Origin of the sequence: Mesorhizobium norvegicum, assembly GCF_004919685.1 — a bacterium.
GTDB lineage: Bacteria > Pseudomonadota > Alphaproteobacteria > Rhizobiales > Rhizobiaceae > Mesorhizobium > Mesorhizobium norvegicum.
The window spans coordinates 18,600-33,809 of sequence record NZ_SMYZ01000059.1 but is presented as its reverse complement, the minus strand read 5'-3'; the positions used below and the strand labels follow the sequence as shown (position 1 = coordinate 33,809).

The following is a 15,210-nucleotide window of genomic DNA, read 5'->3' as shown; positions in this document are numbered from 1 at the left end:
GAGGTGATTCGCAGCATCGGACTCTATGGCACGCATGGACGACAACAACGATCTCTTCGGCAATATGGACAAGCAGCCGCAGCCGGCTCGCCCGGCGGATCCGCTGGTCCAGGCCACCAAGCTGGTGCAGGCCACCAAGCGTCCTGCCGCGACCAAGGATGGCAGCGAGGGCTATAGCGCCGCCGACATCGAGGTGCTGGAAGGGCTGGAGCCGGTGCGCCGCCGGCCAGGCATGTATATCGGCGGCACCGACGACAAGGCGATGCACCATCTGTTCGCCGAGGTCATCGACAATTCGATGGACGAAGCGGTGGCCGGCCATGCCACCTTCATCGACGTCGAGCTCTCGGCCGACGGCTATCTCGCCGTCACCGACAATGGCCGCGGCATCCCGGTCGATCCGCATCCGAAGTTCAAGAAGCCGGCGCTCGAAGTGATCATGACGACGCTGCATTCGGGCGGCAAGTTCGACTCCAAGGTTTACGAAACATCAGGCGGCTTGCATGGCGTCGGCGTGTCCGTGGTCAACGCGCTGTCGGACCATCTCGAGGTCGAGGTCGCGCGTGGCCGCCAGCTCTATCGCCAGCGCTTTTCGCGCGGCGTTCCCGTGACCGGCCTGGAACAATTGGGCGAGGTCCACAACCGGCGCGGCACAAAGATCCGCTTCCACCCCGACGAGCAGATTTTCGGCAAGGGCGCGGCATTCGAACCGGCGCGGCTCTACCGTATGACGCGTTCGAAAGCCTATCTGTTCGGCGGCGTCGAAATCCGCTGGACCTGCGATCCGTCACTGATCAAGGAAAAGGATCAGACACCGGCCAAGGCTGAATTCCATTTTCCCGGCGGCCTGAAGGACTATCTCAAGGCATCGCTCGGCGACGATTTTCAGGTGACGCGCGAGATTTTCGCCGGCAAGAGCGAGAAACAGGGCGGCCATGGCTCGCTCGAATGGGCGGTGACCTGGTTCGGCGGCGACGGTTTCATCAATTCCTACTGCAACACCATCCCGACCGGCGAAGGCGGCACCCACGAGGCCGGCTTCCGCAACGTGCTGACGCGGGGCCTGCGCGCCTATGCCGATCTCGTCGGCAACAAGCGCGCCTCGATCGTCACCTCCGAAGACGTCATGATCTCGGCGGCGGGTATGCTGTCGGTGTTCATCCGCGAGCCGGAATTCGTCGGCCAGACCAAGGACAGGCTGGCGACGATCGAGGCAATCCGCATCGTCGAGACCGCGATCCGCGATCCGTTCGACCATTGGCTGGCCGACAACCCGCAGGAAGCGTCGAAGCTGCTCGAATGGGTGATCGCACGCGCCGACGAGCGGGTGCGCCGACGCCAGGAAAAGGAAGTGTCGCGCAAGAGCGCGGTGCGCAAATTGCGCCTTCCGGGCAAGCTCGCCGACTGCACGCAGAATGCCGCGGCTGGCGCCGAACTGTTCATCGTCGAAGGTGATTCGGCCGGCGGCTCGGCCAAGCAGGCGCGCGACCGCGCCAGCCAGGCCGTCCTGCCGCTGCGCGGAAAAATCCTCAACGTCGCCAGCGCCGGCAACGACAAGCTTGCCGGAAACCAACAGATCTCGGACCTGATCCAGGCGCTGGGATGCGGTACGCGGTCGAAATACCGCGACGAAGATCTGCGCTACGACCGCGTGATCATCATGACCGACGCCGACGTCGACGGCGCCCACATCGCCTCGCTGCTGATCACCTTCTTCTACCAGGAGATGCCGGCGCTGGTGCGCGGCGGCCATCTCTATCTTGCGGTGCCGCCGCTTTACTCGATCAGGCAAGGCGGCAAGGTCGCCTATGCCCGCGACGACGCGCACAAGGACGAGCTCCTGCGCACCGAGTTCACCGGGCGCGGCAAGGTCGAACTTGGCCGCTTCAAGGGTCTGGGCGAGATGATGGCCGCCCAGCTCAAGGAGACCACCATGGATCCGAGGAAACGCACCCTGCTCAGGATCGATGTGATTGACGCCGAGGCGGCGACCAAGGACGCCGTCGATGCGCTGATGGGCACCAAGCCGGAAGCGCGCTTCCGCTTCATCCAGGAACGCGCCGAATTCGCCGAGACGGAAGTGCTGGATATCTAGCCGCCAGCCAGTCCATAACACGGGCTCCAGTTGCGGAGACGAGCATGTGACCTGGGTGCGACTGAAAGGCTTTTTCGAGTCGAGTTTGGCCGGGTTGACGCAACCGACGCGTTCGGACTGGATTTTCGCGCTGCGCACCGTTTCGGCCGGCCTGATCGCGCTGCTGGTCGCCTATGCGCTGAAGCTCGACCACCCGCAATGGGCCATGATGACGGTGTTCATCGTCGCCCAGCCTGTTGCCGGCATGGTGCTAGCAAAAGGCTTCTACCGGCTGCTCGGCACGCTGGCCGGCGGCGTCGCGGCGATCGGCATCACCACCGTTTTCGGCACCGGCCCCTGGGTGCTCGTGACGGTGCTTGCCGTCTGGATCGGCATTTGCACCTTTGTCTCGTCGCTGCTGCGCAATCCCGAAGCCTATGGTGCCGCCCTTGCCGGTTACACCGCGATGATCATCGGCCTGCCCGCCTTCGGACAACCGCACCTTGTCGTCGACCTCGCCGTCGCACGCTGTGCCGAGATCGTGCTCGGCATTGTCTGCGCCGGCCTGACCAGCCGGCTGATCCTGCCGAAATTGGCCAGCGACGCCATCATCTCGCGCCTGAAACGCTGCATTCTCGATCTCGCGACGTACGCGGGCGGTGCATTCTCCGGCGGCGATCCGGCAACGCTGTCGGGCCTGCACCGAAAGCTCGTCGCCGACACCCAGACGCTTGGCGAGATGCGCGCCTATGCCAGGCTCGAAGCGCCGAGCTTTGCACCGCGCGCCTATCCGGTTCGACGCACCATAGGACAGCTGCTCTCGGCGCTCTCGGCGGCACGCGCGCTGCATTCGCACGCCGCCCCGAAGAACGCCGCACTTATTCCGGTGCGCTCAGAGTTGCAGACCCTTGTCAGCGAACTGGCGGCCAAGTCAGGCGCGCTGGATGACACCGCACCCTGGGTGGCGCGGCTCGACACCATCTCGGCCAAGGCCCGGCAAATGCCCGATGCCTCGACCGACCAGGGTGACGACAGGGTCGGCACCATCACCCGCCTCACCATCGCCGCCGATTTCGCCGAGGCGCTCAAGCAGGTGCTGCGCGGCCTCGACGCCTTGCGCGCGCCTGCCACGCGCCCGGTCCGGGGCAGCAGGCAGCCTGCGCTGGTGGTACATCGCGATTACCCCGGAGCATCGCGCAATGCTGTCCGCGCTGCCCTTGCCACGCTGCTGGTCGCGGCCTTCTGGCTGACGACGAAATGGTCGGAAGCGGCCGGCACGGTCATTCTCGTTGCCGTCGTATCAAGCCTGTTTGCCGCTCGCCCCGACCCCGTACAGGTGGCCTGGGGCTTCTTCAAGGGAACGCTGCTGGCGCTGCCCTTTGCCTTTCTCGTCGGCCAGGTCGCGCTGCCCGCTTTGCCCGGCTTCGGCTGGTTCATGCTGTTTGTCGTGCCTATCCTGGTGCCGACGGCGCTGGCCATGGCCAATCCGCGCTATGTCGGCGTGGCGACGGCCTTCGCCATCAACTTCCTCGCCTTCCTCAGTCCGCATCAGGCGATGACCTACGATCCCGGGCCCTTCTTTGCCGGTTCGGCGTCGATCCTGGTCGGCATCCTGCTGGCGATCGGTGTCTTCATCGTCGTGCTGCCCGCCGATCCATGGCTCGCGGCCAACCGCATCGTGCGCGCCATGCGCGAGGATCTGGCGCGGCTTTGCCTGCATGAACGCGTGCCGAGGCGCTCGGCCTTCGAGAGCCTCGCCTATGACCGCATCAACCAGCTGATGCCGCTGGTGCAGAACGCCGGCAGGAAGGGTGATGCGGTTCTGGGCGGCGGCGTCGCGGCCGTCACGGTCGGCCTGGAGATCCTGCGGCTGCGCGACGCAAGCCAGGGCCATGCCATCCCCTCCGAGACCGCGCTTTCGATTGCCAACTTTCTAAGAGGGCTGGCGCGCGAACTGCTCTTCCGCGCCCCCGGTGATCCCCAGACCTCGACCGTCGCCGTCGCTCGTCAATATGCGGCTGGTATCGCCCAACGAAACGGCACCGGCGAGATGCTGCAGATCGCGGCATCGCTGCGCATCATCGCCGCCGCGATGGAGGATTTTCCGGATTTCTTCGCGAGGGATAAAGGTTAGGCCGCCGCTATCGCCAGCGCGTGATCCCGCGCGTTCTCGCGCAGCGCATCGAGATGGATCGACTTGACCAGCGCGGCGAGATCGCCTTCGGCGGATTGCCCACCCACTTCCTTGAGCATCAGCCAGCTGACTTCCTGCACACCGGCGACACGCTTGCCGTTGGCGACCTCGCGCCAGATCTTCAGCGCGCGCAGGATGATGGCGTGCGTGGCGGCGGCGAGGCCGGCGCTGCGGAACAAAGCCTGCAGCGCTACATCGTGGCCGCCAGCCAGCAGCGCCCTAACCCTTTGTTCGGACTGCTGACTGAGCGCGACCAGCGCCGAACCGAAGAAATCGACCTTGCCATGAGCGATGGTGCGGATGAGGAAGCTCGCGGTGAGATCGCCACGCAGCCTGAGATGCTCGATCAGCGCCGCATGTTCTTCCTGGCGCGTGCCCTCGATCAGCGTCACCGAAGCCTTGACGCAGGCGTCGCGCATGACGCGGTCGGCTCGCGCCGCGCCCATCAATGCCATCACCAGTGGCGATGTTTTCAGCATCTCGCCGAGCTTGACGAGCAGCATATGCCGGCAGTCGGCAGGCAGGCGGGCATCCGATATCAGCGCCTCGCGCACCAGGGGCAGATGCCCGTGCCGTTCGGCCATGCGGCGGAAACTGAGCGAAGCGATGTCGGCGCCGCTGTTGGCGAGCAGCACGGCGCAGGCCTCCGCCTCGCCGATCTCGGCGATGGCCGCCGACAGCGCCATCGAGACGAGCGGCCGGTCGGCGATCAGTTTTTGCGTCGCCTTCGGACTTGAGGCCACGCCTTTGATCAGATCGGCGTCGGTGAGAAGCGGCGAGCGCGCCAGCACCACGCCGGCGACTTCCGGCTGGTCGGAGGCAAGCACGCTGATGATCTGCAATGGCGCGTGGTGGCTCATCGACAACGCCTCGGCCATCGCCAGGCGCACCTTCGACGAGGCATCGTCGAGCAGCAGCGTCAGCGCCGCCTCGGCCGCGCAACGGTCCTCGAATGGCAGGTCGGAATTGACATAGGCTCGGGCCAATGCACTGGCCGCGGCGGCGCGCTCCGACACCCTGGCCGTGTAGATCCATTTCAGGAAATGCGAAACAACAACCATGCCCGTCTGCTTACGCCCCTTGCCAGAAGGTTCCTGGCCCCGGTCAGGACGGTAGGCAGAAATGGTTTACGAACGGTTCACCATGTTCATTAACTGGCTTGCGAGCCCTGAATGCAGCGCCTATCAACCGTCAAACAGTGGAGGAGACAGAAAATGGCCGGGCTTTATCTCGAAGAGTTCGTCGTCGGCCACGTCTTCCAGCACACGCTGCGCAAGACCGTCACCGAAAGCGACAACATGCTGTTTTCGGCGATGACGCTGAACCCGCAGCCACTGCACATCGATTTCGATTTTGCCGCCAAGAGCGAATGGGGCAAGCCGCTGGTCAATTCGCTGTTCACGCTCGGCCTGATGATCGGCATTTCGGTCAATGACATCACCGTCGGCACCACGGTGGCCAATCTCGGCATGAAGGAAACCGTGTTTCCGCATCCGGTCTTCCATGGCGACACCATCCGGGTCGAGACGACAGTCATCTCGGTGCGGGAGTCCAGGTCGAAACCCGATCGCGGCATCGTTGAATTCGAGCATCGCGCCTACAACCAGCATGGCGATCTCGTCGCCAAATGCACCAGGCAAGCGATGATGCTGAAGAAGGCGATCTGACGCATGCGTTCGCTGCTGTTCGTCCCCGGCGATTCCGAGAGGAAACTGGAAAAGGGTTTTGGTGCCGGCGCCGACGTGGTCATCGTCGACCTTGAAGATTCCGTGGCGCCGCACAACAAGGCGCTCGCGCGCGAGGTGGCGGCGCGCTTCATCGCCGAGCGCAGGGCGCAAACCAGCTCGGCGATCTATGTCAGGGTCAACGACCTGTCGACGGGGCTGACGGATGACGATCTGGCGGCGCTCGTTTCAGCCATGCCCGACGGCATCATGCTGCCCAAGTCGAACAGCGGCCAGGATGTGCAGCACCTGTCGGCAAAGCTCAGGGTGCGCGAGGCTGAAAACGGCCTGGCCGACGGCGCGATCAAGATCCTGCCGATCATCACTGAAACGCCGGCCGGCGTGCTGGCGGCGGCGACCTATGCCGGGACGAGCGCGCGGCTTGCCGGTCTCACCTGGGGCGCGGAAGACCTGTCGGCGGCGATCGGCGCGCGCACGGCCCGCGACGAGCATGGCCGCTACACGGACGTGTTCCGTCACGCTCGCACCATGACAATCCTCGCCGCTGGTGCGGCGGAGGTCGCGGCGATCGACACCGTCTTTCCGAATTTTCGCGACATGGCGGCCTTCGAAGCGGAATGCACCGAGGCCGAGCGCGATGGCTTCACCGGCAAGATGGCGATCCACCCCGATCAGGTGCCGGTCATCAACGCTGCCTTCACACCGTCGGCCGAGGCGGTGAGACAATCGGCGGCAATCGTCGCCGCGTTCGCGGCAGCGGGAAATCCCGGCGTCGTCGGCATCGACGGCAAGATGTACGACCGCCCGCATCTACGACTGGCCGAACGGCTGCTGGCGCGCGCCAGGGCAGCGGGGATCTAGTGGCTACTCAGTCCCGCGCCAGCACGATGATCCGGTCCTCCGGCAGATAGGCGAGCGCTTCCGACTTCAGCGGGTTTACGGTGACGCCGCCCAGCGCCCGCTGGTCGGCCTCTCCGGCGCGGATGCGCCGGTAGCCTATGGCGATTTCGCCGCGCAGCCGTGCCGATTCCGCGATCGTCCAGAAGGTCACCGGCTGGTCGATGGCGACATAGTCGGCGACCGGGCGCATGTAGATTTCAGAACCCTTCTCGTCGAGCAGGTCATCGAAGATCGCGGCGAGGTACTGATTTTCGGACGACTGCGCCAGCATCAGGCTGACCAGCCTGTTGCTGACGACGAAATCATCGGCCTTGGTCACGGCCGCAAGCTCCCGGTTGCGCACGTCGATCATCTCGCTGACGATGCTGATGTGCATGCCGGCATCATCGGCGATCTTGCGCAGATGCAGCAGCGTCACCAGCGTGCGCGTATCGGCGGGTTGCGCTGCCATGGTTTCGCTGTAGCCGAGAACGAGCACGTGGTCGTAGGAAGGCACGTCCAGGCTTGCCAGCGCGGTGCTGCTCGACGTGTCGGTGACGCGGCAGGACACCGCCAGATTGTCGCCGACGACCGGCAGTCCGGCAACTTCCTGCTCGAGGCCTGATGTATCGGCGGCGATGGTCAGGATCGAACCAGGCGCGACGTAGCGCGACAGTTCATAGGTGATGATCGGACCGCGCCGGTTCCAACCGAGGATCAGCGTGCGCTCCGGCTTCGCCTCGATGGACCGCGGGCCAAGGATCGCCGCCGCGTCGATCTTGATACCAGTGCTTCCCAGCTTTATCGCGGCATCGTCCTCGGCGATGAGAATGGCGCGCATGTCCTTGCCGATCACCAGGTCCGAAGGTGGGTTGAGATTGACGCGCCCGTTGCGGTCGCAAAGCCCGATCAGCGCGCAGTGCTCATACGCCATCACCGCCTCGCCGAAGGTCTTGCCGGCGAGATCCGGCTGCTCGGTCGTGTAGATTTCACAGCCGTCGAAATCGAGCAGCTCCGAATAGACGCCGCTGAGACCTGACTGCCGGCTCGAATGCACGACGATGCGCGAGATGAGCTGGTCGGCCAGCACGAGTTGCACCTCGGCTCCGCCGACGACGCGGGCGACCTCGGCGTTCTTGCCATCGCGAATCTCGGCGGCGATGTTGTAGGGGGCGGTGCGCCGGTTCGGATCGTTGACCAGCGCCAGCACCGTCTTGATAACCTGCGAATCCGGATCGTCGCCGTCCGGCGACAGCACGATGACCGACCGCGAGGTCTGCGGATTAACGATGACCAGATCATAGAGATCGGTCGGGTCGCCGCTGCGGCAGATGATGCGCGTGTTGCCCAGTTTGCCGACCTTGGCCGCGATCTCGTCCTCCATCTCGACCTTGTCCATATTGGCCATGACGACGATGCGCGGACGGCGGCGGCTGGCATTGGCAATGACGAGTTCGGAGATGACGTCGAAGATCGACGGCGACCAGTTGAGGATGATGGTGTGATCGGTCTCCAGCACCCGCGAACGGCCCTTGCGCAGTTCGTCGAGCTTGCTGTCGACGCCGGCGCTGAGCACGCCGATGAGGGCCGACACGACGAAGATGCCTGCAAGCGTGACAAACAGCATGACGAGACGGAAGGCCCAGCCGGTGTCACCGCCCATCGTGCCGGAATCGAGCGTGCGCATCAGCGATTCCCAGAACGCCTCGACAAAGTTCAGCGGCTCGCCGCCTTCCGGCGCGATGCGGGTCACCGCAAGGAAAGCCGCGGCGGCGATGATGATCAGCAGGGAAGCGACGGCGAGCCAGCCGATCAGCGCGATCGGGCCGGCGGCCATGCTCTTGTCGAACCCGTAGCGCAGCCGGGTTCCCAGCGAGTCTCGTTTCTTCATGTCGCCCGCGCCCCGCAATGTCCCCAAGGTCGATGCGCAACCCCAACGCATCGCCGAAGCCGCTCTCTTAGCGTGTGTTCAGATAAAGGGGAATCGCTTTCGCGTGCTCACGGCTATGGAATCCGCCGACGCGGCGGACGGCGGCCGAACCTCAGGGTTAGTCCTTGTCCCAACGTGGCCGGCGCATCGAAAACACCTCGTCGACGCTGGCATAGTCCATATAGCCGAGTCGGGCGACATTGCCGGCTTTGGTGATGTCGAACAGACCGTCTGTCAGAAAGGCGTCGTCGATGTATACGCCGACCACTTCGCCGGCAACGACGACAGCACTTGTCGGCGATCCGTCCAGCGCCTTTGGCCGAAAGACCTCCGTCACCCGGCATTCGAGCGCTGCTGGCGCTGCCGCCACGCGCGGCGGCGCGACCAGGCGCGACGGCGCCATGGCAAGGTCGGCATAAACGAACTCATTGACGCCGCGCGGTGCGTTGACCGATGTGCGGTTCATCTTCTCCGCGAGGTCGCGGCTGACGAGATTGGCGACGAACTCGCCGGTTTCCTGGGCAAAGGAGGCGCTGTCCTTCTCGCCTTCGGAAGAAAACCAGACGATGAAGGGTCGCGTCGAGACGGCATTGAAGAAAGAATACGGAGCGAGGTTGATCTCACCAGCCCTGTTCAGCGTCGAAATCCAGCCGATCGGACGCGGCGCCACGATCGCCTTCGAAGGGTCGTGCGGCAGGCCGTGGCCCTTTGAAGGTTCGTAGAACATTCAGCCCACCCACGGCCCGGCATAGTCGCCGTAAAGCTTTGTCGGATCAGGCCGGGGCCGCTCCGGCGCCGGGCCGGCATAGGAGCCGATATGGATGAAGCCGATGACCCGCTCCTGCGGCGCCAGCCCCAGCAGCGCCCTGCCCTCCGGCACATCCGAATACCAGTTGCTGATCATGTTGGTGCCATAGCCCAGCGCGTTGGCTGCTATCATCAGGTTCATCGCCGCCATGCCGCCCGACAGGAACATTTCCCATTGCGGGATTTTTGGATTCTCCCTGGGGATAGATACGACGCCGATGACCAGCGGCGCGCGCGCGAACCGCGCCAGTTCCTGGTTGCGGCGGCCTTCCGGTAATGGCCCCTCCCGCTGCTCGGCAAGCACCGCCAATTGTCTGCCGATCTCGACACGCGCTTCGCCACGGTAGACAATGAAGCGCCAGGGCTCCAATCGGCCATGGTCGGGCACCCTGGAGGCAGCGGCGATCATCGTCGCGATCTCCGCATCGCTCGGCGCCGGTTCCTTCAGATCAGGGATCGGTGCGGAGTTTCGGGTCAGCAGGAAATCGATGATCGGCGACGCCATGGGCGCAAGTCTCCTAGACATTCTGTTTTGAGCTGAAGCGCACCATCGGGAATTCGGGCGGCTCGGGCATTGGCGCGGGATACGCCGGACGGAAGAGTCCTACTGATCGGACTCTTAAGCCTTGAAATTGCCACCGCCATGGGCTTCAACGCAAGGCATGTTTGAGGGGACTGTCCGTCTTTTCCTGGTCTGGCTCGGCGCCCTGCTGTTCATGGCGCCGGTTTCGTTCGCCATGGCGCAGAACGTCGACGGTGTCAGCGACCTGAAGCTTCCGGGAATTTCGAGCTATGCGACGCCGAAAGGCGAGACGTCACTGGCGCTGAGCGGCGGCGGTGCCATCACACTGTCCGCCCAATTGACCGACAAGGGTTCCGACATCACGCGCGGCATCGTCTGGCGCGTCTTCAAGCCCGAAGCCGTCAACGGCAAATTGCCGATGGTCGCTTCCTCCCATGGCGGCACCGCCGTCTTCCAGCTCGAACCCGGCAGCTATCTGGTTCATGCCTCCTACGGCCGGGCCGGCGCCACCAAGCGCATCACTGTCGGCAAGGATGCCAAGCGCGAAAGCCTCGTGCTCGACGCCGGCGGCCTCAAGCTCGACGCCGTGCTGTCCGGCGGCGTGCGCATTCCGCCGAAGAAACTGCGCTTTTCGATCTACGAGGGCACCGCCGAGGCCAATGGCGACCGCGCGCTGATCATTCCCGACGTCGAGCCCAACAGTGTCGTGCGGCTCAACGCCGGCATCTACCATGTCGTCTCGACCTATGGCGCGGTCAATGCGGTCATCCGCTCCGACATCCGTGTCGAGGCCGGCAAGCTGACCGAAGCGACCGTCGAGCACCACGCTGCCGAGATCACGATGAAGCTGGTGCGCGAAACCGGTGGCGAGGCGATCGCCGACACGTCCTGGTCGCTGCTCAACGAATCCGGCGATCCGATCAAGGAAACCGTCGGCGCCTTCGCCTCGATGGTGTTGGCCGAGGGCGACTACACCATCATCGCGAAGAACCGCGACCGCATCTACCAGAAGGATTTTACGGTCGTTGCCGGCCAGAACCAGGAGATCGAGGTTCTGGCCACCGAGGCCGCGGCGATAGACCCCGAAGAAGGCGCGGACTGACCTTCCTCCGACTTCAAGCTGCCAGTTTGGTCCGCGCCGGTAGGAACGGAATGCGGCGGCGCGCCACGACTGGCGCCAGGTCGAACACGCCGCGATAAAGGCGGTCGAGCAATGCCTTGCGGTCACGCAATGGCTCCAGTTCGCTCCAGCTCAGCACATCGCCGACGCGCACGTCGATCGCCTTGCCGGACAGTCGCGCGAATTCGTGGATGAGCAGCGACGTGCGCAGCGTCAGCGAGGCCTTGCCGACGAATTTCGCCACCCGGCCGTCGCGCTCTGCCATGTTCATCGGCCCGCTGACCAGGTGGAACAGCCTGCCGTTCTGACCGGAAAAATGCATCGGGATGACCGACGCCCTCGCGTCCTGGACAAGACGGGCCGGAAACATCTTCCACGGCAAGTCGCGCGCCCGACCAAAGCCCTTCGGCGCGGTGGCGACGCCGCCGGCCGGGAACACCACGATGGTGACGCCCTCTTTCAGCAGCCGCACCGCTTCATGGCGCACGGCCATGTTGTTCTTGAGCGCGTCCTTGGTCTCGGAAAAGTCGATCGGCAGCGAGTAAGGCTCCATCTCGCGGATCTTGAGCAGGTCCTTGTGGATCATCACCCGGAACGGCCGCCCGAGCTGCTCGACCAACGACAGCACGGCAATGCCGTCGCCAATGCCGAACGGATGATTGGCGACGATCACCAGCGGCGTATCCGGCAATTGCGCGGGCGGCCATTGATCTGATGTCCGCACCCGCACGTCGATCAGGTCGAGCATGCGGCTGAACACGCGTTCGCCGGTCGGCACGACCTGGCGGCGCCAGAAATCATAGAGCGCGGTGTAGCGGTCACGGCCCGACAGGCCTTCGACCGAATGAATGAACCAGCGCGTCAGCGCCGGCTGGCGCGGATTGGCATAGGAAAGCTCGGGAAAGGGTCGTTCGCGCAATTTCAGCTTGAGCATAGGGGCTCGTTACAAGGTCGGCGTGACAGGGATATGAAAATGGCGGTGGATCGCTCCACCGCCATTTGGTCGACACTGTGCAGATCAGGCCGCGCGCTTGCGCCGGCGGTCGGGTTTAACAGCTTCTTCGGTCAACTGCGCGATCGCCTGGTCAAGGCCAAGCGATTCCTGGTCGCGTGAGCCCAGCCGGCGCATGTTGACTGTCTGCTCCTCCGCCTCGCGCTTGCCGCAGACGAGGATGACCGGAACCTTGGCCAGGCTGTGCTCGCGGACCTTGTAGTTGATCTTCTCGTTGCGCAGGTCTGCTTCCGCCAACAGGCCTGCGGCCTTCAGCTTTGCCACCACCTCGGTCGCATAGCCGTCGGCATCGGACGTGATCGTCGCCACCACCACCTGCAGCGGCGCGAACCACAGCGGGAAGTGGCCGGAATAGTGCTCGATCAGGATGCCGAGGAAGCGCTCCATCGAGCCGCAGATGGCGCGGTGCACCATCACTGGCTGCTTCTTCTCGGAATCCGAGCCGATATAGAAGGCGCCAAAGCGTTCCGGCAGGTTGAAGTCGACCTGCGTCGTGCCGCACTGCCATTCGCGGCCGATGGCATCCTTGAGCACATACTCGAATTTCGGCCCGTAGAAGGCGCCCTCGCCCGGATTGATCGAGGTCTTGATCCGATTGCCGGACCTTGCCTTGATCGTCTCCAGCACATTGCCCATGATCGCCTCGGCGTGATCCCACGCCTCGTCGGTGCCGACGCGTTTGTCCGGCCGCGTTGAAAGCTTGACGCTGACTTCTTCAAAACCGAAATCGGCATAGGTCGACAGGATCAGGTCGTTGATGCGCAAGCACTCCGACGCCAGCTGTTCCTCGGTGCAGAAGATGTGCGCATCGTCCTGCGTGAAGCCGCGCACGCGCATCAGCCCGTGCAGCGCGCCCGACGGCTCGTAGCGATGAACATTGCCGAATTCTGCAAGTTTTACGGGAAGATCGCGATAAGACTTCAACCCATGCTTGAAAATCTGCACATGGCCCGGACAGTTCATCGGCTTCAGCGCGAAAACGCGGTCGTCATCGGTATCGTCGCCGGCGACCGTCACTTTGAACATGGTGTCGCGATACCAGCCCCAGTGACCTGACGTCTCCCACAGGCTCTTGTCGAGAACCTGCGGCGCGTTGACTTCCTGGTAGCCCTGCTCGTCGAGGCGGCGGCGCATGTAGTTGACCAGGTTCTGGAACATCTTCCAGCCCTTGGCGTGCCAGAAGACGACGCCAGGCCCCTCTTCCTGGAAATGGAACAGGTCCATCTCGCGGCCGATCTTCCTGTGGTCGCGCTTCTCGGCCTCCTCCAGCATCGTCTGGTAGGCTTCAAGCTGCGCCTGGTCGGCCCAGGCCGTGCCGTAGATGCGGGTCAGCATCGGGTTGTTCGAGTCGCCGCGCCAATAGGCACCGGCCACCTTCATCAATTTGAAGGCGTTGCCGATCTGCCCGGTCGAGGCCATGTGCGGGCCACGGCAAAGATCGAACCAGTCGCCCTGCGCGTAGATCTTGAGATCCTGATCCTCGGGAATGGCGTCGATCAGCTCGAGCTTGTAGCGCTCGCCCTTGTCGGCAAACACTTTTTTCGCCTTGTCGCGCGACCAGACCTCTTTGGTGAATGGCTTGTTGCGCGCAATGATCTCGCGCATCTTCTTCTCGATCACCGGAAAATCGTCGGGCGTGAACGGCTCGTTGCGGGCGAAGTCATAATAGAAGCCGTTCTCGATCACCGGCCCGATGGTCACCTGCGTTCCCGGCCACAATTCCTGCACGGCTTCCGCCAGCACGTGTGCGGTGTCGTGGCGGATCAGCTCCAGCGCGCGCGGATCGTCGCGAGTGACGATCTCGACCTTGCCGGATTTGCCAAGCGGGTCACTGAGGTCGCGCACGGTCCCGTCGATGGCGTATGCGACGGCCTTCTTGGCCAGCGATTTCGAAATCGATTCGGCCAGGCCAGCACCGGTCATCGCCGCGTCGTATTCGCGAACGGAACCGTCGGGAAATGTCAGGGAAATGGAATTCAGCACGTGTATCTCCTATCCAGTCCCGCAAACGAGCGCGGGTGGTCGTGGGAAAAGCCGGATGCGTCCGGCGGCGGCTGTCTTTTATGGACAGATTCCGCCGCCGTAAAGCCCGGCTCAGCTGTCAGCCCTTCATTTGATGAGCAGCGGCAGGTCCTTCAGGAACGCGGCCCGGGTCTTGAGGCCCTTAGGCATATCGGTGCGGTTGGCGTCGACGACCAGCCGCGCAAAGACGATCTGGCGGCCATCCTTTTGCGCCCAGCCGACGAACCAGCCGAGCGAGCGCTTGTCCTGGACCTTGTCGGCGTCGTTGCGCAGCCTGGTGCTGCCGGTCTTGCCTTGCACCGCCCAGCCTCCGGCCTGGAAGGTCGGGATGATGGCTGATGTCATGTCGTAAGCCTTGGCCGAGACCGGCAGCTTGCGGGCCAGCAGCTTGCGCAGGAAATCGACCTGCTCGACCGGCGTGATCTTGAGCGAGGAATTCACCCAGGAGTGGGTCAGACTGTCATTCTTGCCGGGGTTGCCGGAAACATCGGCGTTGCCGTAGCCGAATTTCGAGACGTAGCCGGCAAAACTCTGCGGCCCAAGCCGGCGGGTGATTTCCCGGGAGAACCAGAGGATCGAATCCCGCTCCCAGATCACCGGATCGACTGTCTTCTGATCCCGCTTCACCGCGTTGAATTCAGGTTTGTAATCCCAGCTCGGCGTGTGCTCGTCGCTCAGGATCCCGCTGTCGTAGCCGATCAGTGACAGCGGCACCTTGAACGTCGAAGCCGGGCTGAACCGCTGATCGCACACACCATCCTGGTAAAGCGTCTTGCCGCTCGCCGCGTCAGCGATCACCGTACATTGAACGTCCTTCAGCGGCGCCGATTGCGCGCGCAGCGGAAATCCCAGCAGCCAGGCGAGCAGGAACAGGATCCCGGCAAAGATGAAGGGAAGACGGTCGAAATTGCGCATTTTCTGCTCGCTCCAGAAGGGGGTTCGCGAGCGGCTTAGCGAGGTCTCT

Annotated in this window: 12 protein-coding genes; 5 read left to right on the top strand and 7 right to left on the bottom strand. The window is 63.9% G+C overall.

The features are described from left to right. Positions 1-34 precede the first annotated feature (34 nt). Both parE and FCU66_RS24170 read left to right on the top strand, forming a co-directional pair. Positions 35-2,095, top strand: coding sequence for a DNA topoisomerase IV subunit B (parE, locus tag FCU66_RS24175; protein ID WP_136619500.1), 2,061 nt, complete (start codon positions 35-37; stop codon positions 2,093-2,095). 46 nt (positions 2,096-2,141) lie between these two features. Next, on the top strand, positions 2,142-4,208 hold the full coding sequence (locus FCU66_RS24170; RefSeq protein ID WP_136619499.1) for an FUSC family protein: 2,067 nt from the start codon (positions 2,142-2,144) through the stop codon (positions 4,206-4,208). Here FCU66_RS24170 and FCU66_RS24165 read toward each other — a convergent pair. Continuing rightward, positions 4,205-5,329 carry a DUF2336 domain-containing protein gene (locus tag FCU66_RS24165; RefSeq protein WP_136619498.1) on the bottom strand — a complete coding sequence of 375 codons (1,125 nt, stop codon included), beginning with the start codon at positions 5,327-5,329 and terminating at the stop codon, positions 4,205-4,207. The two genes, FCU66_RS24170 and FCU66_RS24165, sit on opposite strands and share 4 nt — an antisense overlap. 153 nt (positions 5,330-5,482) lie before the next feature. Here FCU66_RS24165 and FCU66_RS24160 point away from each other — a divergent pair, with 153 nt between their 5' ends. Beyond that, the gene (locus FCU66_RS24160; protein WP_136619497.1) at positions 5,483-5,935 is read left to right on the top strand and encodes a MaoC family dehydratase; all 453 of its coding nucleotides are present in this window, start codon (positions 5,483-5,485) and stop codon (positions 5,933-5,935) included. A 3-nt stretch (positions 5,936-5,938) separates the two neighbouring features. Beyond that, positions 5,939-6,814, top strand: coding sequence for an HpcH/HpaI aldolase/citrate lyase family protein (locus FCU66_RS24155; RefSeq protein ID WP_136619496.1), 876 nt, complete (start codon positions 5,939-5,941; stop codon positions 6,812-6,814). A 7-nt stretch (positions 6,815-6,821) separates the two neighbouring features. On the opposite strand, the gene FCU66_RS24150 is transcribed toward FCU66_RS24155, so the two are convergent. The 3 genes from FCU66_RS24150 to FCU66_RS24140 all read right to left on the bottom strand — a co-directional run bounded on the left by FCU66_RS24150 (position 6,822) and on the right by FCU66_RS24140 (position 10,074). Next, positions 6,822-8,723 carry a CASTOR/POLLUX-related putative ion channel gene (locus tag FCU66_RS24150; protein ID WP_136619495.1) on the bottom strand — a complete coding sequence of 634 codons (1,902 nt, stop codon included), beginning with the start codon at positions 8,721-8,723 and terminating at the stop codon, positions 6,822-6,824. Between the two features lie 157 nt (positions 8,724-8,880). After that, positions 8,881-9,489 (bottom strand): flavin reductase family protein, encoded by a 609-nt coding sequence (locus FCU66_RS24145; RefSeq protein ID WP_136619494.1) that lies wholly within the window; start codon positions 9,487-9,489, stop codon positions 8,881-8,883. After that, positions 9,490-10,074, bottom strand: a complete 585-nt coding sequence (locus FCU66_RS24140) for a nitroreductase family protein (protein WP_136619493.1) — start codon at positions 10,072-10,074, stop codon at positions 9,490-9,492. A 157-nt stretch (positions 10,075-10,231) separates the two neighbouring features. Between FCU66_RS24140 and FCU66_RS24135 the strand changes: the two genes are divergently transcribed. After that, complete coding sequence (locus FCU66_RS24135; protein ID WP_136619492.1) at positions 10,232-11,194, top strand: hypothetical protein; 963 nt, start codon at positions 10,232-10,234, stop codon at positions 11,192-11,194. 13 nt (positions 11,195-11,207) lie between these two features. Here FCU66_RS24135 and FCU66_RS24130 read toward each other — a convergent pair whose 3' ends face one another. The 3 genes from FCU66_RS24130 to blaOXA form a co-directional block, all read right to left on the bottom strand. Continuing rightward, the gene (locus FCU66_RS24130; protein ID WP_136619491.1) at positions 11,208-12,146 is read right to left on the bottom strand and encodes a lysophospholipid acyltransferase family protein; all 939 of its coding nucleotides are present in this window, start codon (positions 12,144-12,146) and stop codon (positions 11,208-11,210) included. 84 nt (positions 12,147-12,230) lie between these two features. Then, positions 12,231-14,207 (bottom strand): threonine--tRNA ligase, encoded by a 1,977-nt coding sequence (thrS, locus tag FCU66_RS24125; RefSeq protein WP_136619490.1) that lies wholly within the window; start codon positions 14,205-14,207, stop codon positions 12,231-12,233. 126 nt (positions 14,208-14,333) lie between these two features. After that, a complete protein-coding gene (gene blaOXA, locus FCU66_RS24120; protein ID WP_136619489.1) occupies positions 14,334-15,161 on the bottom strand; it encodes a class D beta-lactamase in 828 nt (275 codons plus the stop codon). Between the last annotated feature and the right edge of the window lie 49 nt (positions 15,162-15,210).

Coding starts and splice junctions, on each gene's coding strand:
- FCU66_RS24150 (WP_136619495.1), bottom strand. CDS start 8,723: ATGAAGAAACGAGACTCGCTGGGAACCCGGCTGCGCTACGGGTTCGAC.
- FCU66_RS24130 (WP_136619491.1), bottom strand. CDS start 12,146: ATGCTCAAGCTGAAATTGCGCGAACGACCCTTTCCCGAGCTTTCCTAT.
- FCU66_RS24165 (WP_136619498.1), bottom strand. CDS start 5,329: ATGGTTGTTGTTTCGCATTTCCTGAAATGGATCTACACGGCCAGGGTG.
- FCU66_RS24135 (WP_136619492.1), top strand. CDS start 10,232: ATGTTTGAGGGGACTGTCCGTCTTTTCCTGGTCTGGCTCGGCGCCCTG.
- FCU66_RS24155 (WP_136619496.1), top strand. CDS start 5,939: ATGCGTTCGCTGCTGTTCGTCCCCGGCGATTCCGAGAGGAAACTGGAA.
- FCU66_RS24160 (WP_136619497.1), top strand. CDS start 5,483: ATGGCCGGGCTTTATCTCGAAGAGTTCGTCGTCGGCCACGTCTTCCAG.
- blaOXA (WP_136619489.1), bottom strand. CDS start 15,161: ATGCGCAATTTCGACCGTCTTCCCTTCATCTTTGCCGGGATCCTGTTC.
- FCU66_RS24140 (WP_136619493.1), bottom strand. CDS start 10,074: ATGGCGTCGCCGATCATCGATTTCCTGCTGACCCGAAACTCCGCACCG.
- FCU66_RS24145 (WP_136619494.1), bottom strand. CDS start 9,489: ATGTTCTACGAACCTTCAAAGGGCCACGGCCTGCCGCACGACCCTTCG.
- parE (WP_136619500.1), top strand. CDS start 35: ATGGACGACAACAACGATCTCTTCGGCAATATGGACAAGCAGCCGCAG.